The organism is Alteromonas sp. ABV2_168 (genome assembly GCF_056161165.1).
The window spans coordinates 254,977-280,488 of record NZ_JBSWYQ010000002.1; the positions used below are offsets into that span (position 1 = coordinate 254,977).

The window sequence follows — 25,512 nt, forward strand, 5'->3', positions numbered from 1 at the left end:
TAACCATTGCTAAATGTGCGAAAAACACGATAATTCAGAGAAGATTTTTGCATATTACGCATAAATGAATTTATTGAATCAAGTCACACTCCGAACTCTTAAGCTATTCATCGCGGTTTATGAAGCCCGCAGTTTGTCAGCCGTCGCCAGGCAGGAAGGGGTTTCACCGTCTCTGGTATCAAGGGCCATTCAGCAACTGGAAGATGCCACGGGGCAGCCGCTGTTTTATCGCAACACCCGTTCGCTGGCTCCCACCGAACAGGGAAAGATATTCTTTCGCTATACGTCAGAAATTGAAAAATCTTTGATGGAGATGCAGCAGCATTTACAGGACTTCGATGGCGAACCCGGTGGCATACTGAGAATTAACGCACCGGTTCAATTCGGACAACATCATGTTGCCCCGTTTCTGGCGGAATTTTCCGAACTGTTCCCGGATGTACAGGTTGAGCTTACTTTAACAGATGCATTTATCGATCCTCATGCAGGTGACGCCGATGTGATTATCCGCATAGGTGCCCTGCCGGACTCTTCCCTGCGGGGAAGAAAAATCTGCGAACAGCGTTACTTTCTGGCGGCATCACCGGCTTATCTTAAGAACAATACACCGCTGACATCCCCTGCTGATTTAAAACAGCACCGGTGTCTGGTGTATAAAGGTTTCAGCGGGACTAACCCGTGGTTTTTCCACGAGCCTGATTCGGGCTGGACACAACAACAATTTGTACCGCTGATGACGTCTAATAATGCGGAAGCGCTGCTGACGGCTGCGCGGGAAGGAATGGGACTGGTTTTATTCCCGGACTGGCTGGTCGGAGAGAGTGTGCGGGAAGGAAAACTGATCCCTGTACTGGATGCGTTTAAACCGGCTATCCGGAAGTCACCACAGGATATTCACTTTGTCTATCCGAAATCACAGCACACGCCGGTAAGCGTGCGCCATTTTATTGATTACATGCTGTCGATATACGGCGATACGCCGTACTGGGCAATCGACTAGTGCTTTGCATTCATGTAGGACACAGCGCAAATAAGCCCGCGCAGTTCTGCAAGACCTTTCAGACGGCCAAGATAAGAATAGCCGGGTTTCAAATCCGCTTTGCCCTGCTCATCACTTAATGTGTGGCCGTGGTCAGGGCGCATGGGAATTTGGCATCCCAGGCTGGACTCGCACTTCAGCAGCGCCTGTACCAGCCCCACCATATCATTGTCGCCGTCGAGATGGGCGGCTTCATAAAATGAACCGTCATCTTCCCGTTTCACATTGCGTAAATGCACAAAGTAAATCCGCTCTGCAAACTCGTTAACCATGGCGATAAGGTCGTTGTCGCCTCTGGCACCGTAGGAGCCGGCACACATGGTGAGTCCGTTTGCAGGGCTTGGCACCGCTTCGAGGATCTTCCTTGCATCCTGTTGGGTAGACACCACTCTGGGCAAGCCAAAAAGAGAAAACGGCGGATCGTCAGGATGAATACACATTTTCACACCGGCTTCTTCTGCTACCGGAATGACGGCTTCAAGGAATTCAAACAGGCTGGCCCGTAAGCCGTCTTCGCCGAGATCGATAAATTGCTGAATAGTATCTCTGATCCCTTCGCGGTTATAAGAGCCTTCACCACCGGGTAATCCGGCAATGATATTTTTCTCCAGCAATTCCCGTTCAGCATCAGACATGGCATCAAACCGGGCTTTCGCCTTATTCAGCAGATCAGAAGAATAATCATTCTCTGCTCCCTGACGCTGCATCACAAACACATCGTAAGCAGCGAAGTCTGAATATTCGAAGCGCAATGCATAACTTTTATCAGGAAGTTGATAAGTCAGATTCGTGCGGGTCCAGTCCACCACCGGCATAAAGTTGTAGCACACGGTCGTGACACCGGCAGCGCCGGCATTGCGCACCGAAGTTTTATAATTCTCGATAAGCTCACGGTAATTACCGGTACGACTTTTTATGTCGTTGTGCACAGGAATACTTTCAATAACATCCCACTGCATGCCGGCATCTTCGATCATCGCTTTACGGGATTTTATGGTTTCGAGTGGCCAGGCTTCACCGGTGGGCACATCATGCAGCGATGTCACGATACCGGTCGCGCCTGCCTGGCGGATTTTTTCTAGCGTAATGCTGTCGCCGGGTCCGAACCAGCGCCATGTTTCAATCATCTGCAACCTCAAATTTGGTCATGCCAATTATTTATAGACTACTGCATAAGCGAGTAAAAGACAATTAAAAACCCTATTTGGCCTTACCAAAATATTTATATATGAAACTTAATCTGGCACCTGGTGGTGATATGTGAATTAGGCGCGGGCTTCTTTGATCATGGTTGCCGTGCGGCGGAAAGAATAATGCAGGCGGGTGAAGATACCGTCTATGAGAGCCAGATTTTCTTCCGGCGCACCTTCCGCTTTGAGAGTGTCGATAATCCGCTTATTGACCGGGGCAAGACGGTCTGTATCATCCCCTTTTGAAGCAGCCAGAAAAGAGGCCGCCAGCGCTTGCTGCCATTCCTGTTCAAGACCAGTTAGTGAGCGCTCACTCAAGCCACTCATTAAACGCCGGATCCGCATAGAGGCGTGTCCGAGGTTCAGGCCTGTCAGGCCCAAGTCGGTTAGTGTCCGGTAACCTGAAGTAATATTTTGCTCGTAACTGGTGAGTCGCAGAAGCCGGTCACACATCCGCGCATTGAACCAGTCTTCATCATGACCGGGACTGCCAATTTTAAGCAAATCCTGATAGGTCACTGAAAGCAGCCGTGACTGTATCCAGTTCGCGCCGGGCCCGGCAAATAACTTAAATATCCAGTATAAAATCATCACGCCGCTGAGGATCGCCAGTGCACTGCTGGTGGTGTAATCCACCGAAAGTGAACGGCTCATGTCGTTAGCCGGTTGCACCAGGATCACAAACGGAATGCAAAAGCCGATGCCGTAGGGCAGAAACGCGCGGTGCGACAGCAGCATTAAACCTAAAAACAGCGGGCCGGATAAAATAAGCACCAGAATGGCGAAGTCACCGCTACTGGCGGCTATCAGGTTCAGGGCATAGAAAATGGCAACAGGTATAGCAAAGCAGGCTCCGATGAGCACACCGCGAATGGCCCTGGTAACCACCACGGGCGCGAGTCTGGCGAACATGATGGAAAATATTACAGGTAAGATCATCAGCATGATGGCTGCCGGTGAACCGGTGCCTACCCATAAAAATGCGCCGGTGCTGAAAACCAGACATGTGCGAAAGCCTGTGGTCACTGCTACCAGCCAGTCGCGGTGAGGTTTAATACCTGAGGCTTTAAGGGTGGATTTTTCTCCCCGCTCCAGTGCCCGGTAAGCACGAAGTATGACCACTAAATCTGCTACCATTTCCTGCGCGGTACGGCACAAACGGAATTCTAATGTGGTCAACTGGTCAGACTGGAAAAGCTTGCTCCATTTGCGCCTTTGCTTCTGTGCCAGCTCATAACATTCGTCGAAACTTTTCAGGCTGCCGATTAGGCCTACATCGTTTCTCAGTTGAGTGAGCAGCGACATCATATTCTCTGACAGCAGTTCAGGATTATTCCGTTGCAGCCGGCCGAATATTTGTACTACAGCAATTAACGACAAGGTTTTATTACAGATAACGGTGGCTGCACGGGATTTTCCCGGCCCGTCCGGACCTTCAAAAACGACAGCGCTGGAGTCATCACTCAGCGCCGTTAAAGACTGTAGGGTATCGTCGATGTGCTTGTGCCGCTCATCGTGTGAACCGTCAGGATCTAATTCTACCGACAGATAAGCCATCGTCTGGTTAATGGTGTTTTTGGCATGATCAACCAGCACCTTCTCTACCCGCTGGGGCCATAAAATCAGCGAAACCAGCATGGCGCACACCGACCCAACGATAAGCTCACTGATCCGGGACTGCGCGATATCAAAAATGCTCTGGCTGCTCACAGCTGAAGGCGTAGCCATGGTCAGCAGAATAATAATACAGGGTGTGACGCAGGCCATGGCAAAGAAGTAAATAAAGTTCACCCGCCGCACCAGTGATGACAGACCGGAATTCAGCCAGGTCCACAGCGCCAGGCAAAACAGGGAAATCCCTGAATAGGCATGAAAATAATGCAGTACCACCATGGCAAAGGCACCGCCAATGAGGGTGCCGAGGATCTGACAAACGGTTTTTTCCAGCACCATGCCGGCTTCCGGACGTACCTGCAGAAAAACCGCAGAGACCAGCGCCCAGTAAGGCCGCTCCAGGTCCATCCACATGGCCACGTACATTGCCATCGCCATGGAGATAACCCCTTTCAGGGCAAATATTAACGAGGCGCGGGAGGGCCTTAGGTAGACAACCAGGAAGGCAGGCAACGAGATTACTCCCCGTCTGTGGCTAACCGGACCGACGCCGACATACCGGCGACGAGGCGGGTATTTTCCGGCACCTTATCCAGTTTAATATCTACCGGTACACGCTGGGCCAGTCTTACCCAGTTAAAGGTTTGCTGCACTTCAGGAAGCAACTGACTGTTTGTGGAGGTATTGGTGTCGGCAATAGCGTGGCCAATGCTGGATACTGTGCCCGACAACGCTTTGCCGCCGCTCATCAGGTGAATAGTGGCTTTCTGACCTTCATGAATGAGAGGAAGCTTTGTTTCTTCAAAATAACCGGTAACGTACAGGGTATTATCAGCAACCACAGAAAGCACCGGCGTGCCCTGATTCACGTAGTTTCCTTCCCGGAGGGTCAGGTTAACTACCCGCCCGCTCGCCGGCGCAGTCACGGTTGCCCGTTCAAGATCGATTTCCGCACTGGCAAGCTGTGCCTTTGCTACATCCAGTGCAGCTTTGGCCATATCGGAACTGATGCGGCTACTTTCCAGCTCCTCGGCACTGATACTGTTACGCTCTCTGAGTTTTTCACGGCGGGTAAACTCATGCTGCGCAAGATCCAGCGCCAGTTGTTTACTGTGCACCTGCGCGTTTAACTCGTCTACGGCAGCCTGATAGCGTTTAACATCAACGCGGAATATCACATCGCCTTTTTGTACTTTCTGATTATCTTTCACCGGCAGGGCTGTTACCCAGCCGGATACATCAGGTGCAACAGTGATGATATCTGCCTGAACGCGGCCGTCCCGTGTCCAGGGCGAATAAAGGTAATGATCCCACACCCAGCGCCCGGAGAAGACAGCGACGGCGATAACCAGAAGTGTCACAATGATGCTCAGTACTTTTCCCATGTTCAACCCGCCAACATCTTCACCGTCGCCGCGAGGTAGCAAATAAACAGCGCGACCTCGAACCAGGGTGGTTTCCACAATTTTTGATATAAACCGGTGGCATATAACCCGTAACGGGTTAATAACGACAACAGAAAGGCTAGCGGAATCATCACCACCATCGGGCTGAAAAGCATGCCGCCAAGGGAAAGTTCGCTAAGCACTGTTACTCCGGAATATTTGCTATGTCCTTAATCTGATTATTAATTGTAGAGCAGAAAAGATCATTCGCCTATCGTGATTATCCGGTGGTTTGCAGCGGATTAATTTCTACGGTGATATGGCCCGTATTGTAATATCATCAGAGTGCCTTTGCTTCGCCCCTCTGCCATTAAGGAGCCTTTGATGTTTTATGTGTTGAAACGCTTGTTGACCGTACTTTTCATTCTGACCGCAGCGCTGAGCAATATGACCCGCGCCGCAGAGCCTGTTCCGGTTATTTTTGACACCGACATCGGCAGCGATATCGATGACATGGTAGCGCTGTCGCTTATTTTAAAAAGTCCGGAATTAGATTTAAAGCTGGTAACCACGGCATCGGAAGATACCCGGTACCGGGCGCAGGTGGCCGCGAAATTTCTGACAAAAGCAGGGAGAACAGATATTCCTGTTGGATTGGGTGAGCGTTTTGAAGGCAAAGCAGAATTTCACAAGCCCTGGGTAGCTGACTTCGCACTGTCTGATTACCAGGGTGACATTATCGAAGACGGCGCCGGTGCTATTATTCAGTTGCTTAAGCAGTCTTCAGATCCCGTTACCATTATCGTTGCCGGCCCTATGCATAATATTGCTGCCGTGCTGGAACGTGCGCCGGAACTGGCTGCGAAAATGCGTATTGTGGGCATGCATGGCAGCATTTATGAAGGATACGGTGATGAGCCTTCTGCCGAGTACAACGTACAAAACAATGTGCCGGCCTTCCGGAAAGTACTTCACGCGCCCTTACACAGTTTCACCATTACGCCTCTTGATACCTGTGGCGATATGATTTTCGACGGTGAACAATATCAGCAACTGAAAAACAGCACCGATAAACAGCTTGAGGTCATTTTTGAGAACTACCCCATCTGGGCGGGCCTCGTTACCTGGGAAAATGCTGATTATCTGGCAACCCGCAGTTCGGTAATGTACGACGCCGTTGCTGTGTACCTTGCCCTTCCCGACCACAGCTGGCTACCCGCTGAGCCCATGCATTTATCTGTCACCCCAGACGGATTTACTGTACCGGCAGACAGTGGCCCGCAGGTTAACGTCGCCTTAGAATGGGCCAACCGTGACGCATTTAAGCAGTGGTTCGTAGAACGGATGCTGACTTCAGCTGATTAAATCATGCATCCAGTTCAGTGACGGCAGCTGTCTGTCGGGTTGATAGAACAAACGGTTCAGGCGTCCGAGCAGATTTACCGTTCTGCTGGGATCGTGATTTTTTACCCGCGACTCACTTTCTGTCAGCATGAACTCCCAGGGCTGTAAATTGATGCTCTCAATTTCTTCTGTGGTTACACCTAAGGATTGTAAGGTGGATAAAATCCGCTCTGTCTTACTTTCATTTACGGGGATGGCATCCTGACCGTACAAATCGTTCAGCGGCGCATTTACGGCCTCAAGGGTATGGTTGATGGCATTCCACACTGTATCGTGATCAAATTTCCAGTCCCGTGGCGCGTAGTATCCCTCAATTTCCCATTCCAGTTCAGCATTGCTGACCGCGATGGAGCTTTCCGCTTCCGGTGAATAAGACAAATCAGGCCGGGCGCCGATATTGTAAGCGTCGACACTGAGCGCCACGCAAATCACTAAATCGCCGCACACCGCCTTATTTTGGTAGAGGGCTTCAAAAGCCGCCCGTTTTACTCCCATCCAGCCATGTACGCGGGAAGGTTGTTCAACAAAGTCCCGCACATCATCGGGTAAGTCTTCGCCGTAGCGGTCAATTAATAAAGGTAACGGACTTTGTTCCGGTGCTTCATCGGGCATCCAGACTTCATATTCCTGGCGGTTATCGCCTTTACCCCGGCTTTTAATGCCATAAGACAAGTTAACCGGCCGGCAAATACTGCGATCCTCATCCACCCGGTGAAAATACTCAGAGCGCATCCGTTTAATAAAGGGCGCATCCAGGCCTGCCAGTGCAGCGGTAGGATAGCGGTAGCCGATTTCACTGTGAGTCACCATGCTGAGCCCGGCCACCTGCTCTGCCAGTTTGGTTTTCACCCCTTTGAGATGATGTACATTGGGCAATACGATGCTACGTTCCGGCTCAATGGTAAGCCTGCGACCATCTTCTGTGACAAATTTAGGCGTTTTGTGAAACGCGTAATGGGTTAATCCAAGGGCCTGAACGGCCTGATCACGATACTGCGACATTTCGCTGAAAAGCGCAGAATGATTACGAATATGCTTGAACAACGGGCGATATAGCGTCATTAACTTCTTCCATGCAGCGACATTAACTTCAGTCTGCCACAAAAATGCGGTGTGGCGAATCCTTGTTTGCTACGTACGGTTACTCATATGGGGTTTACCCATGATGTAATTTTTCCGGAAATGACTGAAATACGTATTCAGGCTGGCCGCAGCCAGTGGTTCACCCGCCAATTTCAGGACTTCAATGCCTACTTCTGCCGTGCATAGCTGAAAATCGTGAGAGGCTTCGCGGAGGGCATAATCTGACAGCGCTTCAGGCTGAATGCCCAGTACAGGAAAAGACTGCAAGTACGCACTTTTACGGAACATGCGGCCGGCTTCACGCCACGTGCCGTCGAGCATGATAAACAAAGGGGTTTTACCTTCCTGCACAGGCACGTCATACAACCGCCTTTCGGGTGCTGCATTCTCATGAGGAAAGATAATAACCGGCATGTAGCGTTCGTCATTTAACAGCGCCAGCAACGCTGGCTGAGGTTCTGTCCGCGACCAGGTAAAGGCATAATTGTACTTAGCCACATCAGCGATTAAACGGCCTGTATTCGACGGTTTGTAGCATTCGCCTTTATACATCAGAAACAGAAAGGCGCTTTCAGCCACAGGTTCCGGTACAGCATCGCAAATACAGTGCACCGCCGGCAGCAGACAACCCTCGCAGCGTATTACGCGACTACCCCGCGTGACAAAAGGCCGCGTTGATTTAGCCAGTTCCTGAATACGCAGTGCCAAAACTGAATTATGCAAAACCAAAATCACTGTTAAGAGGTAAGGCGCGCAGTTTACCCGACCAGCGCGCCGGATACGATAAGCCATCATGGTAAAAATGCGATATATTCAACCAGGTTTCCAGGCCTGCTTTTCAAAAGGAGTTATTTCATGTCGCACCCGGTTGTTGCGCAACTGCAAGCTGTGCTGAGCCCCGAACATATCGCTACAGATCCTGCCGCTACCGAACACTATCGTTCCGGCTGGCGTTCAGGGCAAGGTAAAGCTCTGGCCGTGGTATTTCCGCAAACTCTGGTTGCACTCTGGCGCGTGCTGGAAGTGTGCGTAAACAACAACTGCATCATTATTATGCAGGCCGCGAAAACCGGACTGACGGAAGGCTCTACCCCGTCCGGCGATGATTACGACAGGGAAATCGTGGTGATAAATACTCTGGCCATGGATGATCTCATCATGCTTGAGGATGGCAAACAGGTCATCAGTTTCCCGGGCGCCACGCTGCATAAGCTTGAAGATCAGTTAAAACCTCTTTCGCGCAGTCCCCATTCCGTTATCGGTTCATCCTGTCTGGGCGCATCCATTGTGGGCGGTGTAGCAAACAACTCCGGCGGCGCGCTGATTAAACGCGGCCCTGCCTACACCCAATATGCCTTGTATGCGCAGGTTAATGAACATGGCAGGTTGCAACTGGTTAATCACCTCGGTATTGAACTGGGGTCAGAGCCGGAAGAGATCCTGACAAACCTGGAAAACGGCACATTCGATAAGAACAGTACGGATAACAGTAAGTTTGCCAGCGCGCAGGATTACGCAGACATCATTCGGGATGTGGATGCCTCAACCCCCGCCCGCTACAACGCGGACCCGGGCAAACTCTTTGAAGCCAGTGGTTGCGCCGGCAAGCTCGCGGTATTTGCAGTAAGGCTCGATACCTTTGCCAAACCCGAAAGAGAGCAAACCTTTTATATTGGCGTGAATTACCCCGCGCTTCTGGCGAAGTTGCGCCGGCAGATGCTGGCAGAGTTTACCCACTTACCGGAAGTCGCAGAGTACATGCACCGTGATATTTTCGATGTCGCTAAAGACTACGGAAAAGACACCTTTCTGGCTGTTAAGCACGTGGGTACCGGCAGGCTGCCTAAAATGTTTGCAGCAAAGGGCCGCATTGATGCGCTGCTGAACAAGCAGTCCTGGCTGCCTTCGTTTCTTTCAGACCGCATTATGCAATCTGCCGCCAGGCTGTTTCCCAATCATCTGCCCGACAGTCTGATGCAGTACCGGAACCAGTATGAGCATCACCTCATTCTGAAGATGAGTGATGAGGGCATTGAAGAAGCAGAAGCTTTTCTGACATCATTTTTTGCCGCTGAACATGGCGGTAACTTTATGGTCTGTTCACAAGACGAAGCGTCTGCCGCATTCCTGCACCGGTTTGCCGCAGCAGGCGCTGCACTGCGCTATCAGTTACTGCACGAAAAAGAGGTGGGCGACATCCTCGCGCTGGATATTGCGCTGCGCCGCAACGACATGGACTGGGTAGAAACCTTACCGCCAGAGCTTGACGCAAAAATTGAGAAGAAACTCTATTACGGACACTTTTTCTGTCATGTATTCCATCAGGACTACATTCTTAAAAAAGGTACTGAGGCAAAGCAGGTAAAAGCAGAGATGCTGGCCCTGCTCGATAACCGCGGAGCCAAATACCCGGCAGAACACAACGTGGGCCATCTATATGATGCAGAAGATACCCTGAAAGCCTTCTACCGCTCACTGGATCCGACCAATACGTTCAATCCCGGCATCGGTCAGATGGAGAAAACGAAACGCAACTGTGCATGTTGTTAAACATGCACAGTTAACTTATGTTTCGGAGCTTCAGAACTTATACAGAAATGCGGTGTAGGCAAACTGTGAGTCATCAGGGTAATCACCCTGCTCAAGGGCATCACCTTTCATCAAGTAGGCACCGCCAAACTCAAGACGCAGTTCCGGCATGACCTGATAACGCCATCTGACTTCTAACTGGTTACCCATGAAGTCCTCTTCGCCCTGCTCTACTTTGTGATACCACAGGGCTTTATAACCCACCATGATGTTATGCACACCACCGATTTTGGTTACGCTGCGTAACCCCGGCGCAATAATGTTGCTGCGCTGAAAGCCCTGATACACATCCGTTGGGCCGAAGTCAAAACGTCGCACGCCATAGAGGCCATCAAAGGCGTTAATCTCATCGTCCGCGCTGTCATTGTCGCCGGTAGCAAAGTCAATTTCCGCCCGTAAAAAGGTGCTCTTTGTGACTTGCTGACCTAAATGGGCGTGCACCATCCATGCATTCACATCCAGATCGGTAATGTCGCTGGCTGATGAAGACGCTCTTGCCGTACCCGTTTGACCGATCACTTCAATGTTGCTTTTCCAGTCACCGGCAAAGCTTTCTGAGTAATCCACAGACAAGGTGTATAGGTCGCGGTTCTTCGTCGCCAATTCTTCAGAGTCACTTTCTTTGAACCAGACATTCTGAATCTTCCATTTCTCATCCGGAGACACGGCATACAGACCAAAGTACTTACGCTCACTGAAGCTCTTATCAAATGCACGCTTATTATCTTCTACCAGTTGGGATTGAGTAGGAAAGCGGCTTACGGGCAGAAAATAGAATCCGCGGATATCCCAGTCTTTGACGACGGTATCAACCATCACACCGTCGAAGGCATTGATGGCATTACGATACACACCTTTCGCCATCAAACGGCGACTGCCATGGTCGACGGCCATACGGCCAACGGTGATGGCTTTTACATACTCGTTGAAATCTTTGTAGCGGATAAAGTACTGCAGCGGTTCAAGGGTGTTAACCTGAGACGATTTCAGCGTCGGATCGTTGTCATCTAAAAATGCCCGTGAATCCTGAATTTCCACGGTGGCATTCCAGTTACCGTAATTGGCCTCACCTTTTAATAATACCCGTGAAGAAATACGGTCGTTGGATTGAGTACGCTGGGCTTCTGTGGCCGGAAAAATCGGGTTTTTCAACGTTTCATAGCGCATTCTCCAGGAACCGCTGAAATCAAATTCAACATCCTGAGCAAGAGCCTGAGGAGCAAGTAAAGTACCCAACGCTGCGATAAGCGCCGGACGAATAAATTTACGTATGGCCAAAGTATTAATCCTTTTGCAATCTAAACCGGGTCAGATGTTAGAACCTGAACTATGATGCGAGAAGTATAGATGGTGAGAAACTGAGATGCCCTACACCTTTTGGAGAGATTAGGTATTTGAAATCATACAAAGTATGACTACAATTTTTATGATTACCATAAAGTATAATGTGAAATGCTAATACAGTTTGGTGCTATACCTTATAATTGAGATCAGAAAAAACACTTTGTCAACTGTACATTGCCAATCACCACATAAAGAAGGCGTTATGCTCAACTTCGAAAATATGACCGTTCGTCAAAAGCTGGCAGTGCCACTCAGCTTTGTTGCTCTGCTTATTCTGGTAGTCAGTTTCATAAGCATATCTAACAGCCGCTCACTGGCGCACAACACTGAAACCCTGTCGGCCACATTCACAGAATCAATCAGTACGGCACTGAACGCAGACCGCGATTTGTATCAGGCGCACTCTGCGCTGCTGGACTTGATGCTCGCTGAAGAACTGGGGATCAGTGGCACAGCAAGCCTGATAGAAGATTACGAAGAGAATGCTCAGCAGGCTAACGACCGTATGGCCAAAGTGCTTTCACTCACGAAGGATTATCCTGACGTGGTTAATCAGGCAAAGCAGTTCCGTCAGGATTTTGATAGCTGGGTTCAGTTGAATCAACAGGTCATGGCACTAATCCGCCAGAACAACGTGGGGGAAGCAGCCGCTATTTATCATCAGCAAGGGATGCCACTGTTTGAAGCCTTGCGGGGCAACTATGACCGGATTGGCGAAGCAGTGAAAAATCAGTCGGACAAAATCACCCGTGACAGTCTTGCAGCCAGTAACCAGCAAACCGTGTATCTGATCATAGCCGTGGTGCTGGCTGTTGTTGCCTGTGCAGTAAGTATTATTATCGGTCCACGCCTTATTACCCGCCGCATTAATATGTTGCGCGATGTGCTTGATTCAATCAGTAAAGGCGAAGGCGATCTGACTCAGCGTTTAAGTTCAGATGGCCGCGATGAAATCACCGGCGTGGCACTGGCATTTAATGCGTTAATGGACAACCTTCAGCGGCTCATCAAGCTGATTAAAGCTGACGCTGTGTCGCTGAAAGACGCGGAAACCTCTATGCGCTCATCGTCAGACGATGTCAGACATATTTCCCATGAGCAACGTGACAACCTTGATCAGATTGCTACTGCAATTAACGAACTCAGCTATGCACTGAAGGAAGTTGCCGACAATACCCAGGATGCGCTGAGCGATACCCGCACTGCCAATGAAGATGCAGCAGATAGCCAGGCAGCCGTTTCTACCTCCGCAGCAACGGTATCCAAAACCTCGCAGGCGATCACTCATGCCAGCTCTGTGATTCAGAAGCTGGAAAAAGAAACACAACAAATTTCTTCCCTGCTGGATGTGATCAGCGGCATTTCTGAACAAACCAACTTGCTGGCACTGAACGCGGCAATTGAAGCGGCCCGAGCCGGTGAACAGGGTCGCGGTTTCGCCGTGGTTGCTGATGAAGTCCGCTCGCTGGCTAACCGTTCCCAACAGGCCACCACAGACATTAATGAGATGCTGCTGAATCTTAACAAAGGGGTGTCTGAGGCTGTATCGGCTATTGAGTCCGGCTCGTCACAGATGGCGGAAGTGGTAGAGATTTCAGCGTCGCTGAATGAAAAACTGAATAAAGTATCGTCGTCGGTCACCGGTGCCAACGATCGTATCTATCAGATTGCTACTGCCACGGAAGAGCAAAGCCAGGTAGTGATGAACCTGAATGAAACCGTATCAGCGCTGAACACGCTGAGTCAGCAGGTTATCGCAACCGTTGAACAGGCCGGTGCCGCCAGTCAGCGGGTCAGTGATGTATCCCGCAATATCGACGGTAACGTGAACCGCTTTAAAGTTTAGGACTGAAAACAGCCCTGTAACTTATCAATGAGTGTGACCAGCTGGCGGGCTTCGTCAGCGGTCATACCCTGAAATTTACATAACATCTGTGCAGGTACGGCTTCTGCTGTGGTCTTCGCCGTCCAGCCCGCTTCTGTCAGCAAGACTTTCTTTACCCGCTTATCTCTTCCATCCTGCTTCATCGTGAGCAAGCCCTTATGTTCCAGCTTTTTCAGAATTAACGACATGGCACCGCCGTCTATCAGAGTTTTGTTCAGCAGGCCGGCAATCGTCACATCGTCCTGTTCCCACAAAGCCATCATCACCACGTATTGAGGATAGGTGATATCCAGCGCAGCTAAGAGCGGCCGGTACGCACGGGTAAATGCATTCGACAAAGTATAAAAGCGGTGACAAAGCTGGTTTTCTAACTTCAGCGCTTCAGACATAGCGGCCTCCGGAATAAGATACAAATATTTTGCATGCAAAACACTTGATCTGCAAACCTGATCTCTGCTAATTTATTTTGCATACAAAGTATTTGATTGTATTACGACAACACTGAGGAGATCTTTATGCACAAATTAGATAACGTGATTTATACAGGTAAAGCCACGGTAACCGGCGGCCGCGAAGGTAAAGCAACCTCTGATGACGGCAACCTGTCTGTCACACTGACTACCCCGAAGGAGCTTGGCGGCGCTGGTGGTGAAGGGACAAATCCAGAGCAAATGTTCGCAGCCGGTTATGCTGCCTGCTACATCGGCGCACTGAAGCATGTAGCCGCAGCAGAGAAAGTGAAACTGGGCAAAGACATTTCAATAAAAGGCGAAGTAGGCATTGGCCCGATTGAGGGCGGCTTTGCTATTGCTGTGAAGCTGATTGTTGACCTGGGAGAGCTCGATAAAGCTACTGCGCAATCCATCGCAGACAAAGCACACCAGGTGTGCCCGTACTCCAATGCTACCCGTGGCAACATTGAAGTGGACATCACGGTAGTATAATACGGCTTACGCTGTTTCCGGCGACGCTTTATCACGGGTTTCCTGTCTGAATTTCAGCGGTGACAACCCGGCCTTTTTGGTAAAAAATTTGGTAAAGTGCGCCGGATCTTTAAAGCCAATGCGGTAGGCGATTGAGGTAATGCTGAAATCGGCGAACATCAGATGCCGCTTGGCTTCCACCAGCAGATGCCGGTGGATCATCGACAATGCATTCACGGACGCATGTTGCTGGCAAAGCTGATTTAAGTGCGCCGCTGATACGCCGATTTTTCCTGCATACCATCCCACCTGGTGATGCGTTGTGCCGAACTGGGCGATCAGCGCTTTAAACTGCAGAAACTTTCTTTCCGCCTTGGAATACTGACCGGGCACATCTTCATGTTGCGATGTACACCTGGCAATATGCACAACCATCTGCCTTAAAAGTGCGATGGTCATTTGTTCTTCAAATTGCCCGTGGCCGTCGGCCTCCCGCTTCAGTTGTTTGCAAATAAGCTGCAAATCTTCGCAGGTTTGCGCCGGAATATCCTGCAAAATAGCGCCTTCCTGAAACGCAGCCTGATAGGCTCCCGGTGAGATTTCAGAAATCGCCGCAGACACAATTGACAGTACAAATCCTTCAGACCCGGGTTCCCACTGAAAACCGTGCATGTGGCCTTCAGGAATAGACAATAATACCGGCGCGGATACAGCTAATTGCTGCTCATCCAGCTGAACTTGCCCGCCCCCTTTGACGACGAAAAAAATCTGGTGCAAATCCCTGTGACGGTGAGGCTGAATCATCCAGTCGTGGCGTTCACTGCGTGTGGTCAGCGGCTCACAGTACAGAATGTGTCTGTGTTCCACCTGTTCGTTATCACCATAGAAATCCACCGCGTCCAAAGAATTCAACATAATTTTCACTTTCTACAAAATTGACAATTAAGCACCTTTTTTATGCATTAACTATGCATTCAATCTATATAAAATACAATAAACAATGTTAACAGAGGTTTCACAATGAGCTGGCAACCCAAAGATTATGACGATATTCCGGGCACTTATGTGTTCGACGGACGCGCAGCCAACCCGGCCTATGCGTTAAACAAGTTACTGTTTTCTTTTAATGAAGAAGCCAACCGCCTTGAGTTTGATCAGGGCCCGGCCGCTTACTGCGACAAAATGGGTGTGAAAGACAAATATAAAGATGCCGTAGTGAATCAGGATTTTCTCGGCATGCTGCGTATGGGTGCAAACATTTACTTCATGGCCAAAATGGCGATTCCCCGTGGCACATCAGTACAGGATGCCGGCGCGGCGTTTCAGGGCATTACGACTGAAGAATTTATCGCGAATTTACAAAAACGGGCCGAAAAGCTCGATGAACTGATTAAGGCAAAAGGAGACTACTGGAATGGCTAAGCTTTTAGGCGGTATCACCAGCTCACATATTCCGGCAGTGGGCGCTGCAATATCCAATAATTTAACGCAGGAGCCTTACTGGAAACGCTTCTTTGACGGCTACGGTCCGGCCAAGGCGTGGCTGGAAGAGAAGAAGCCCGACATCGTGATTGTGGTTTATAACGATCACGGCCTGAATTTCTTCCTCGACAAAGTACCCACGTTCGCGCTGGGCTGTGCTGATCAGTACTTCAATGCCGACGAGGGCTGGGGCCTGAAGCCTGTCGCACCTTTCACGGGTAACGCACCTTTCTCATGGCATCTGGCGGAATCACTGGTAGAGCAGGAATTCGACATTTGTACCTGTCAGGAAATGAAAGTCGATCACGGCTTTGTAAACCCTATCCGCGCGCTTTACGGCGACCATGAAATCTGGCCGGCTCAGGCCATTCCTCTGGCGGTAAATACCGTTCAGCATCCTGTACCGACTGCCCGCCGTTGCTACAAACTGGGCCAGGCTTTAGGCAAAGCTATCGCCAGCTTCCCGGACGATCTCAGCGTGGTGATTCTGGGTACCGGCGGTATGTCTCACCAGCTACAGGGTGAGCGCGCAGGCATCATTGATGTGGAATTCGATTTAGAGTGTATGGATAAAATCGCCACTGATCCTGAGTGGTTTGCAGACCTCTCGAACACTGAAATCATGCGCCGCTCAGGCTCTGAAGGTATTGAAACCATCATGTGGATGGTAATGCGCGGCGCATTACGCCACGACGTGGAAGTGGTGCACAAGCACTACCATGCCCCGATTTCCAATACCGGCGCGGGCGTGATGGTGCTGGACAACCATCCTGAATAATCACTTCAGGCATGTTTTGCTTTAGTTAATTAACCGGAGGCATCAGGCCTCCGGTTTTTTATGCTCAGCCCTTAACAGACGCGCTGGCTTTTACCTGCAACCAGAGGCAACATAAGCGTACTCATATTAATGCAGGTGTACTATGCGCTTCTTGTTGTCCCGGCATCTTGCCCAGTTTGTAGCAATTTATGACAAAGGCTCGTTGCGGGCGGCATCGGAGGTACTGAATGTGTCCCAGCCTGCGCTGTCGAAGAGTTTGAGTCAGTTTGAAATGCTGCTGGATGTGAAGTTATTCGACAGAACCGGTGGCCGTTTAAACCCCACTCCCTTCGCAGATATTCTCAGGACCAAAGCCAATATCATCCTTAAGGAAGCGGAGATAACCACCCGTGAAATTGAGAAAATTAAGCAGAACTATTACAAACCTCTCACAGGCAGCGCCGGCCCCGTGTGGCTGTCTGAGATTTTGCCGGATGTACTGCCTTCGCTGTATCACCAGTTTCCTGGCTTGAACATCGGCATTAAGCTTGAATCAGCAGACGTTGCCATTCCCAAAGTACTCAATGGTGATTCTGACATGTATTTCGGCTTTATCCCCGCCGGTGAGCTGGCTCACGGACTCAGTGCTATTCCGCTGTTAGATTTCGAAAGCATGCTGTTCGCCCGCCGCTCACATCCTATCCATGCGCTGCCCGCGAACGAACGCGCAGCGTCCCTTTGCGATTATCCCTGGTCTGCATTCGGGATCTGGGAAGGTGCAATAAACATTTCCATGAAAGAGAATCTGCAACGCAAAGGCATTCCTTTTTCCGGCTTCACCTACGGGATTGAATCTTTACTTGGCCTTGCCCGTATCGGCCAGCAAACCGACCACATTATTATGTCTGTGGATGCGGTGTCAGAAACCTTTGCACAGTACGATTTAATTCCTGTAGAGGCAATTTCACTGAATCAAACTTTCTCGTCCGGCATGGTGTGCCGCACCAGCCTGACAGATTTCGAACCGGTGAATTATCTGCTGGAAGCGCTGAGAACCCGATATAATCAGCCGTAATTTCCCATAAGTTATAGGTTGATAATTTAATATCAATTGTAGTTATCACAATACGCGTGCAACATTAACTTCAAGTTAACCTCCAGTTAACAAAGAAGAGTAAACAGATCCTGTCTGTTTGTAGTTTCTTTCCGGACAACGACTTTTGATTACTGAGAGCACGATGACACACACAAAAAACAGATGCCTGAAAAGCACATTAGCAATCGCCATTGCCTCCACCTTTTGCAACCCCGGTTTTGCTCAGGACACGCCAACTGATGATATGGAAGTCATCGCGGTTACCGGGATCCGCCAGAGCCTCACTGAGGCCATGGGAATTAAAAAAGAATCCTCCACCGTTGTTGATGCGATTTCTGCCGAAGATGTAGGTAAGTTCCCTGACATTAACGTTGCGGAATCCCTTCAACGTATTACAGGTGTCCAAATTAACCGCTCCCGCGGTGAAGGCTCCTCGATAAATATACGGGGCCTGCCTTCCGACTTCGTGCTTGTACGCATGAACAATGTGGCGTTACCAAATGCGTTAACGGATACCGGTTCAGATACCAGCCGCAGCTTTGACTTTACTTCTTTACCCAGTGAATTTGTCAGAACCCTGGAAGTACACAAAACGCCCACCGCGTCTCTTGAGGAGGGTGGCCTGGCCGGCTCGGTGGTGATCCGCACTCCCCGCCCCTTCGACTTTACTGAGCGCCAGCTTGCGCTGTCAGTGCAGGGCAGCAAGGAGTCTAACGCCGAAGATATTGGTCCCCGTGTTACTGCTTTCTACAGCGATGTTTATGGCGACGGTGATTTTGGTCTGACACTGGGTGTGTCTTACATGGAGCGGAATTCCGGCACCCAGGATTTTCTAAATTTCGGTTATACCAGCTTTTCTGAAGCTGAAGGTTTCACCAGCGGTTCTCAACAGTTTGGCGCGTTTACTGAAGACGGGATTGCCAATCCGGAGATCTGCGACGGCTCCGTGGCCTCACGGGACTTATGTAGCGGACAGGACTTCAACGGTAATGGCGTACTGGATGATGGCAGTGTAGCCATTCCCTACATTACCTTTCACACCATGTACGACGAAAAGCGCACCCGCACCAGTGCAATTTTGTCAGCCCAGTGGGCGGCATCGGATAACCTTGAGCTGACGGCTGACGGCTTTTACACAAAATATGAAGTCGACAGCGCACGGGCAGAATTCCTCGCCTTCCCCTACAACTCATTAGGGCCGTACTATCCTGACGAGTCTGAAATCCGGGATATTGACGGACGTGCAGTAGCAACGATGTTCCGCGCCGATAATGTGGATACCCGTGCCGGAAACCGGATAGAACAGCGGGAAGGTGATACCTGGTCGATGACGTTGCTGGGTAAATATCTTACTGATAACTGGACGGTTAACGGTCAGGTAAACCGCTCCCGCTCTTCACAGCTGGCAGACAACCTGAATATTGTGAACAGTACGCTGGTGGATTTAACGCTGCAATCTGAACAGGGCGATGCGGTTACCTCAACCACTTATATGAACGGTTCTGAAGACCGTGTGCTGGACCCGCAGAACTATCGCCTCGTTGGTGTTAACGGTGCCTACAATCAGGCATCATCGGAAGATTTACTGGATATAAAACTCGACGCTGAGCGCTATCTGGATTTCGGCAATATCACGAAATTCAAAACAGGCTTTCATTACGCTGACCGCAATAAAGTGGGTCAAAGTGCCAGACTGACAATGAATGTAGCACAAATTGAATCACTGTTTGGCGACCAGCCTCCGGTGGAGCTCTTTGAACAACTGGGGATCACCGGTACCTCTTCTGCCGCTTTCCTGCTGCAACCGGTATCACCACTGAACGGCGCGTATCTTGAAAACTATCCGGGCCTTATTCAGGAGCGGCTGGCCATTGATACCCGCAGAATGCTGAACAGCTTTTCCCGGGAAGAGCTTATTGCTGCCGGTAATTACGGTATTGATCCCACCCTGTCGGAGGATGTATCCGAAGAAGCGACCAATGCCTATGCCGAAATAGAGTTTGAAAGTGGCGATGGCAATCTGTCGGGTAACTTTGGCGTTCGTTACACCCGCACAGAGCAATTGTCCCGTGGTGCCGGCGCTGACTTAAATCAGATTACCTTCAATCCTAACGGCGGGTTAACCACAGTGGCACCGCTGGGGTTAATCGAGGAATCCAACAGCTACAGTGAATGGCTGCCGAGTCTTAACCTTCGCTATAACCTCACAGATGAATTAATCGCGAGATTTGGTGCCAGCAGAACCATTGCCCGTCCGCGCTTTACAGACATTTCGCCGGTAACGGTAGCGAACGTGGAAGCCAACAGTATTACAGGCGGTAACCCGACACTGGATCCGTTTAAATCGAATAACATTGATGTGGCTCTGGAGTACTACTACGGTGACACAGATATGGTATCTGCAACGCTGTTTTACAAAGAACTGGTGTCTCTTATCCGCTCCGGCTCTACGGTAATAAACCTGCCTGTAACCAATGCATTGACCGGGGAGATTTTTACAGCCCAGTTTATCGACCGCAGTCCGTCCAATGGCGAAGGTGCCAAAATTCGTGGTGCAGAGCTGGCCGGTCAGCATAGTTTCGTTTCACTGCCGGGCTTGCTGTCCAATACCGGTGTTAACGCCAACTATACCTTTATTGATAACAGCGACCCGGAAGCCATTACCGCCGGCTCAAAGCACAACTTCAACGTGGGCGGATTTTACGAGGATGATACCTTCGGCGCGCGTATCTCCTATACCTGGCGCGACAAATTTCTGTCTCAGCTTGTAGCGTTCGGTGGCAGAGGCGCGGTTACTCAAGCATACGGCACGTTAGATGCGTCGGTGAATTATAACGTATCGGAGAATTTCACCGTTGTCGTGGAAGGCGTGAACCTGCTTGATGAAGCGGTAGAAATTAAGTTTACCGACGGCCTGCCCTATCAGGTTGTAGACAATGGTCGCCGGCTGTTTGCGGGATTCCGCGCCACTTTCTGATTTCCAGTGAGTGCCCGGCCAATCCCTCAACACCCCGATATTATGGCCGGGCCTTTTTTTCTCCCCTAGTTTAAGGAATTTACCAGTGAGCTATGTATCTACATTGCTGGCAGCTTCTGCCCGCGTTTCACTTATCACCGCATTTTCGCTGGCAGGGCTCAACAGCGCTATGTCAGCCCCGCAACCGGAGCAACCCAATATCATCGTAATGATGGCTGACGATATGGGCTACGGAGATCTAAGCACCTACGGGCATCCCAATATTGTGACTCCCAATTTAGATGCAATGGCCACAGAAGGGATCAAACTCACCTCGTTCTACGCTGGTCAGGCAGTATGTACACCCTCCCGTGCGGCACTTATGACAGGAAGATATGCCATCCGCTCCGGTATGCAGCAGGTATTGATGCCTGATTCAGATCGCGGCCTGCCCCAGTCTGAATTTACGATGGCTGAAATGCTTAAATCTCAGGGGTATCAAACTGCCATGGTAGGAAAATGGCACCTGGGCGATAAAGCCGGATTTTTACCGGTGAACCATGGCTTCGATCAGTATTTCGGTTTGCTTTACAGCAATGATATGACTGATCCGTGGGTAACAGCAGAATTGATGGGCAGAGAAAGCATGTCTCCGCTGCAAATGTTCCGTAACGATAAGCCTGTGGGCGTGATCAAAGACCAGGCTGTACTCACCACATCTTACACCGAAGAAGCTGTTGCTAATATCGGCGCATTTTCTGACGACAAACCTTTCTTTTTATATATGGCCTGGTCCATGCCCCATTTACCGGTGGCAGCACCGGATTTTCAAAAAGGAAAATCCGCAGGCGGATTATATGGCGATGCCGTATCAACGATTGACTGGAGCGTTGGTGAAGTTATGAATGCACTGGAAGAAAAAGGTATTGCGGACAACACCATTATTGTATTTTTCAGTGATAACGGCCCGTGGCAAAACCTGCCCGACAGAATGGTTCAGGGCGGTGTGGAACGCTGGCATGTGGGCAGCGCCGGCACGTTAAAAGGTTCAAAAGGCACCACCTATGAAGGCGGTTCCCGTGTCCCTGCCATCATTCACTGGCCTGACAGTAAAATTAACGGCTCGGTCAATTCAGAATTGATTTCAGCGCTGGATTTATTCCCGACATTCGCCACATTAAGCGGCGCAACTTTGCCTGAAGATCTCACACTGGACGGCGCGGATCTGTCAGATTTTCTGAAAGGTAATACTCCGCATAGCAAAGACAATTACTTCTATTATTTCCGTGGTGATGTGGCAGAAGCCGTCAGAGATAAAAAATGGAAACTGCGTCTGTCTCCTTTTGATGAATTCAGCGGTGAGATGGCCAGTGCCGGTACTACCCGTGTTAAGCCTGAACTGTATAACCTTGAAGATGACCCGTCAGAGCGCTTCAATGTGGCAGACTCTCATCCTGATGTCGTTGACCGGCTGACAAAACAACTGGCGCGGTTTGCTGAAGAGACACAGTCACAAACTTTCGCCGGTAAATGAGATTTCACAGCCAGGCGATGCAAACCGGATTTCAACATCCGGTTTGCTTATTACAAAATTCGCTGTCTGCGGTGCCTTTTGCTACTGACGTGCATGCAAGCCAATAGTGGTGCCTACGAACCCCCCGGCCTTTTGTGTGCTTAACAGAGTTGCATCAAGAGTATCGCCTGCAGAGATCCACTTTCCGTTGTCTTTGTAAGAAAAAGCGATCTTGCTTCCCTTGCCCTCAACTTTCAGGGTTACCGGCTCACCCGCAGAGGTAGTAAGCTGTCGCTCTGAAATAACATTCACTTTGCCGTCGGCTACTTGCTCAATGAAGGCAGAATATTTACCATTTTTCCCATGCAAGCCGAAGAAATAGTGGTAGTCCGCACTCTGAAAAGCAGCGAGACCTGCGGTAGCCGTTGAATCAGCGGGTATCGTCACTTCAGTGGTCGCAGCAAAATCTGCCGCAGCCTGATGGGTTCCTATATAGCTTACTTTTTCCTTACTTGAGAGTAAGCCCGGCAATGGTGTGATATTCAGCTCACCATTTCCGGTACTCAACCAGTCGCGGTCGAACTCGCGCAAACCTTGCCAACGAAAACTAAGCTTCTTGTCATCGAAGCTGTCTTTCCATGAATAAAAATCGGTCCCCTGTGCAGCCCGGGTACCAGCCGGACGATTTACCGTAACCGGTACAGGCGTTTCAGGTGGCAGGATAAGAGGCCATTCGTTTTGCCACTCCACAGGCAACAAAAAGGTATCCCGGCCCGTGTTGTATAAGTCGAAATCGTACGGCCGCGTGCCAAGAAACACCGCCCACCATTCGCCCTCTCCGGTTTGGATAAAGTCTGCGTGCCCGGCAGTATCCACAGGGTTGGCACGGGGATAGGTTAAATCCCTCTGTGTCAGAATCGGGTTATTTTCATAGGGTACAAAGGGGGCATCCAATGAACGGGAGCGAAATACGACCTGCGAGTGTTGCGGACCTGTACCGCCTTCAGCACATGACAAATAGTACCAGTCACCGATTTTATAAATATGCGGACCTTCAATCCATATGGGCTTCTTAGATATATCTACACCACCATTCACAAGTAACTGCCGGCTTTCAGCTAATACTTTTTGAGACTGAGGGTCATATTCCCACATCCAGATTGCACGATGCCCCTGATAAAGAGGTTCTCCGGGAGGCGCGTCATTATGGGTGATGTAAACCCGCCCGTCTTCATCGAAGAAGATATCCGGATCAATTCCCCCGACTTCAGGCAACCAAATTGGTTCAGACCATGGCCCTTCCGGGTTTTCAGCTGTAATAATAAAGTTTCCTCCATTATCGACTGACGTAGTGATGATATAAAATAAACCGTTATGGTAGCGAATGGTGGGTGCAAATATTCCCCTGGAGACCGACGCACCTGCAAACTCCATCTGCGACTTGCGATCGAGGGCATAGCCGATAAGGGTCCAGTCTGTAAGGTTCTTACTATGTAACACCGGTAAGCCGGGCGTGTAACTGAAAGAAGATGTTGTCAGATAATAATCATCCCCCCTTTTGGTGACAGAAGGGTCAGGATAAAAACCTGGTAATACCGGATTCAAAAATTTCCCCTCCGGCGCTTCTCCGGGGCCCCCCGGAGTTGAGTACTCAAACCAGTTAAAAGTTACTTTACCTGAAGTGTGGTCAGGATTTATTGCAGTACCGGATGTGACTGACTGTGAATTACATCCCGCCAATACAAGACCGGCAATAATAGAACAGATGAATGTTTTGCTTTTCATGAAATAGCCCGGGTTGAAGTTTAATTTGCATTACATGTGATAGTAAAAGCGGCTTCAATCCTGAGGAGTTATGAAAAATCTTAAACCCGATTGCGTTTTTGCTAACATAAAGAAATAAACGTTACTTTTTAGTTACATTGCAGTTACGTTTATTAGTATTACTCTCGCAATTGCTCTTTTTCTCCCGGACTATGAGGCTTACCTGGCAAATTGATATTAAGGGAAAGACGGGTGAGTACGGGTAATTGTTACAGATATTTTTTTCTTATCTGATGTGTGTATTTTCGTCCGTTACACTGGCTGCTCACAATCCTGTAGTTAACATGGATTTACCTGACGTTTCCGTGGTGCAAGCCGGGAATAAATACTACATGAGCAGCACAACAATGCACTTAAGCCCCGGGCGGCCCGGTTGCCTTCAACTACTATCAGGTTGGGAAACGTTCAGAGATATATTAACCGGAAATACTCAGAAATCTTCTGTATCAATATCTGCCTGTGCACCTGCGCCATAGCGGGCACCCTGCACGGTTTGACGGTTGATGATGTCATCAGCCTGTGCAAATACCTGCTTATCCAGAGACACTGCGCTGGCCTTTAAATCTTCCGTTAAGTGCGCTTCTGACTTCGTACCGGGCAAAGCGTGAATATGCTCGCCTTGTGCCAGAACCCAGGCAATAGCCAGTTGAGCCGGCGTGACACCGTTTGCTTCAGCAAGGGCTGCAAACTCAGCGTAAAGCTTTTGATTCGCTGTCCAGTTGTCACCCTGAAAACGTGGCATGCCTTTACGGATATCACCATTTGCCAGTGCTTCCGGGTTGTCGATACCACCAGCCAGATAACCACGGGCCAGCGGGCTGAAAGCCACAAAATCGATACCCAGTTTCTGACAGGTTTCCAGTACGGCAATTTCTGCGTTGCGTGTCCACAGAGAATATTCTGTTTGCAGCGCAGCAATAGGGAATTCATTGTGGGCTTTCTGCAAAGAATCTGCTGACACCTCAGACAAACCGATGGCACCGATTTTACCGGCTTTCACCATATCACCTAGCGTACCCACACTTTCTTCCACCGGCACGTCTTTGTCGATTCTGTGCAGGTAGTACAGGTCGATGTGGTCGGTCTGCAGACTTTGCAGAGCGGTATCCAGGGTTTTTACCAGAGTATCCGGACGCCCGTCGATGACACGTTTGCCGTCAACGCCTGTCATGCCGCATTTGCTGGCCAGAAAGATGTCTTTACGAAAACCTTTAATGGCTTCACCCACCAGCTTTTCGTTACTGCCAAAACCGTAAAGCGCGGCAGTATCGAAGTGGGTAACGCCTTGTTCAAAAGCAGAAGCCAGCAACTTGCTGGCCTCCTGCTGAGAGACTGAAGCGCCGTAAGCGTGGTTGAGGTTCATGCATCCAAGGCCGATTTCGGATACCAGACGACCAGCCAGCTTTCTTTGTTTCATTCTCTCTCTCC

The 25,512-nt window shown here is 49.9% G+C and carries 21 protein-coding genes; 10 read left to right on the forward strand and 11 right to left on the reverse strand.

What is annotated here, in order from left to right; translation table 11 throughout:
- The first annotated feature begins 64 nt into the window (after window positions 1–64).
- Window positions 65–1,000, forward strand: a complete 936-nt coding sequence (locus ACXAH4_RS04035) for a LysR family transcriptional regulator (RefSeq protein WP_474880832.1) — start codon at window positions 65–67, stop codon at window positions 998–1,000.
- Here ACXAH4_RS04035 and uxuA read toward each other — a convergent pair.
- The 4 genes from uxuA to ACXAH4_RS04055 all read right to left on the reverse strand — a co-directional run bounded on the left by uxuA (window position 997) and on the right by ACXAH4_RS04055 (window position 5,431).
- Window positions 997–2,166: a mannonate dehydratase gene (gene uxuA, locus ACXAH4_RS04040; protein ID WP_474880835.1), complete on the reverse strand. Its 1,170-nt coding sequence runs from the start codon at window positions 2,164–2,166 to the stop codon at window positions 997–999. The two genes, ACXAH4_RS04035 and uxuA, sit on opposite strands and share 4 nt — an antisense overlap.
- Before the next feature lie 138 nt (window positions 2,167–2,304).
- Entirely contained in the window at window positions 2,305–4,356 is a 2,052-nt protein-coding gene (locus tag ACXAH4_RS04045) for an FUSC family protein (protein WP_474880836.1), read from the reverse strand.
- Window positions 4,357–4,361: 5 nt separating this feature from the next.
- Entirely contained in the window at window positions 4,362–5,228 is an 867-nt protein-coding gene (locus tag ACXAH4_RS04050) for an efflux RND transporter periplasmic adaptor subunit (RefSeq protein ID WP_474880838.1), read from the reverse strand.
- Between the two features lie 2 nt (window positions 5,229–5,230).
- The gene (locus ACXAH4_RS04055; RefSeq protein ID WP_119499689.1) at window positions 5,231–5,431 is read right to left on the reverse strand and encodes a DUF1656 domain-containing protein; all 201 of its coding nucleotides are present in this window, start codon (window positions 5,429–5,431) and stop codon (window positions 5,231–5,233) included.
- Between the two features lie 181 nt (window positions 5,432–5,612).
- Between ACXAH4_RS04055 and ACXAH4_RS04060 the strand changes: the two genes are divergently transcribed.
- Window positions 5,613–6,593, forward strand: coding sequence for a nucleoside hydrolase (locus tag ACXAH4_RS04060; protein WP_474880840.1), 981 nt, complete (start codon window positions 5,613–5,615; stop codon window positions 6,591–6,593).
- On the opposite strand, the gene ACXAH4_RS04065 is transcribed toward ACXAH4_RS04060, so the two are convergent.
- The gene (locus ACXAH4_RS04065; RefSeq protein WP_303573449.1) at window positions 6,582–7,694 is read right to left on the reverse strand and encodes a hypothetical protein; all 1,113 of its coding nucleotides are present in this window, start codon (window positions 7,692–7,694) and stop codon (window positions 6,582–6,584) included. The genes ACXAH4_RS04060 and ACXAH4_RS04065 overlap by 12 nt on opposite strands.
- A gap of 69 nt (window positions 7,695–7,763) precedes the next feature.
- On the reverse strand, window positions 7,764–8,423 hold the full coding sequence (locus ACXAH4_RS04070) for a tRNA-uridine aminocarboxypropyltransferase (protein WP_474844150.1): 660 nt from the start codon (window positions 8,421–8,423) through the stop codon (window positions 7,764–7,766).
- 147 nt (window positions 8,424–8,570) lie between these two features.
- On the opposite strand from ACXAH4_RS04070, the gene dld reads away from it, so the two are divergent.
- Window positions 8,571–10,265 (forward strand): D-lactate dehydrogenase, encoded by a 1,695-nt coding sequence (gene dld, locus ACXAH4_RS04075; protein WP_474843853.1) that lies wholly within the window; start codon window positions 8,571–8,573, stop codon window positions 10,263–10,265.
- Window positions 10,266–10,295: 30 nt separating this feature from the next.
- Here dld and ACXAH4_RS04080 read toward each other — a convergent pair whose 3' ends face one another.
- Window positions 10,296–11,582 (reverse strand): alginate export family protein, encoded by a 1,287-nt coding sequence (locus ACXAH4_RS04080; protein WP_474849139.1) that lies wholly within the window; start codon window positions 11,580–11,582, stop codon window positions 10,296–10,298.
- Window positions 11,583–11,850: 268 nt separating this feature from the next.
- On the opposite strand from ACXAH4_RS04080, the gene ACXAH4_RS04085 reads away from it, so the two are divergent.
- On the forward strand, window positions 11,851–13,494 hold the full coding sequence (locus tag ACXAH4_RS04085) for a methyl-accepting chemotaxis protein (RefSeq protein ID WP_474880841.1): 1,644 nt from the start codon (window positions 11,851–11,853) through the stop codon (window positions 13,492–13,494).
- Here ACXAH4_RS04085 and ACXAH4_RS04090 read toward each other — a convergent pair.
- Complete coding sequence (locus ACXAH4_RS04090) at window positions 13,491–13,922, reverse strand: MarR family winged helix-turn-helix transcriptional regulator (RefSeq protein ID WP_474880843.1); 432 nt, start codon at window positions 13,920–13,922, stop codon at window positions 13,491–13,493. The genes ACXAH4_RS04085 and ACXAH4_RS04090 overlap by 4 nt on opposite strands.
- Before the next feature lie 126 nt (window positions 13,923–14,048).
- Here ACXAH4_RS04090 and ACXAH4_RS04095 point away from each other — a divergent pair, with 126 nt between their 5' ends.
- The gene (locus tag ACXAH4_RS04095) at window positions 14,049–14,477 is read left to right on the forward strand and encodes an organic hydroperoxide resistance protein (protein WP_474880845.1); all 429 of its coding nucleotides are present in this window, start codon (window positions 14,049–14,051) and stop codon (window positions 14,475–14,477) included.
- 6 nt (window positions 14,478–14,483) lie between these two features.
- Here the strand turns inward: ACXAH4_RS04095 and ACXAH4_RS04100 are convergent, their stop codons facing one another.
- Window positions 14,484–15,371: a helix-turn-helix domain-containing protein gene (locus ACXAH4_RS04100; RefSeq protein ID WP_474880846.1), complete on the reverse strand. Its 888-nt coding sequence runs from the start codon at window positions 15,369–15,371 to the stop codon at window positions 14,484–14,486.
- Between the two features lie 105 nt (window positions 15,372–15,476).
- Between ACXAH4_RS04100 and ACXAH4_RS04105 the strand changes: the two genes are divergently transcribed.
- The 5 genes from ACXAH4_RS04105 to ACXAH4_RS04125 all read left to right on the forward strand — a co-directional run bounded on the left by ACXAH4_RS04105 (window position 15,477) and on the right by ACXAH4_RS04125 (window position 22,281).
- A complete protein-coding gene (locus tag ACXAH4_RS04105) occupies window positions 15,477–15,878 on the forward strand; it encodes a protocatechuate 4,5-dioxygenase subunit alpha (RefSeq protein ID WP_474880848.1) in 402 nt (133 codons plus the stop codon).
- A complete protein-coding gene (locus ACXAH4_RS04110) occupies window positions 15,871–16,716 on the forward strand; it encodes a class III extradiol dioxygenase family protein (protein ID WP_474880849.1) in 846 nt (281 codons plus the stop codon). Before ACXAH4_RS04105 ends, ACXAH4_RS04110 begins: the two co-directional genes overlap by 8 nt.
- Window positions 16,717–16,858: 142 nt before the next feature.
- On the forward strand, window positions 16,859–17,770 hold the full coding sequence (locus tag ACXAH4_RS04115) for a LysR family transcriptional regulator (protein WP_474880850.1): 912 nt from the start codon (window positions 16,859–16,861) through the stop codon (window positions 17,768–17,770).
- 163 nt (window positions 17,771–17,933) lie between these two features.
- Window positions 17,934–20,768, forward strand: a complete 2,835-nt coding sequence (locus tag ACXAH4_RS04120; RefSeq protein ID WP_474880852.1) for a TonB-dependent receptor — start codon at window positions 17,934–17,936, stop codon at window positions 20,766–20,768.
- Between the two features lie 85 nt (window positions 20,769–20,853).
- The gene (locus ACXAH4_RS04125; RefSeq protein WP_474880854.1) at window positions 20,854–22,281 is read left to right on the forward strand and encodes a sulfatase family protein; all 1,428 of its coding nucleotides are present in this window, start codon (window positions 20,854–20,856) and stop codon (window positions 22,279–22,281) included.
- An 81-nt stretch (window positions 22,282–22,362) separates the two neighbouring features.
- Here the strand turns inward: ACXAH4_RS04125 and ACXAH4_RS04130 are convergent, their stop codons facing one another.
- Both ACXAH4_RS04130 and ACXAH4_RS04135 read right to left on the reverse strand, forming a co-directional pair.
- Window positions 22,363–24,045 carry a glycoside hydrolase family 43 protein gene (locus tag ACXAH4_RS04130; protein WP_474880856.1) on the reverse strand — a complete coding sequence of 561 codons (1,683 nt, stop codon included), beginning with the start codon at window positions 24,043–24,045 and terminating at the stop codon, window positions 22,363–22,365.
- Between the two features lie 469 nt (window positions 24,046–24,514).
- Complete coding sequence (locus tag ACXAH4_RS04135) at window positions 24,515–25,501, reverse strand: aldo/keto reductase (RefSeq protein WP_474880857.1); 987 nt, start codon at window positions 25,499–25,501, stop codon at window positions 24,515–24,517.
- Window positions 25,502–25,512: the final 11 nt, after the last annotated feature.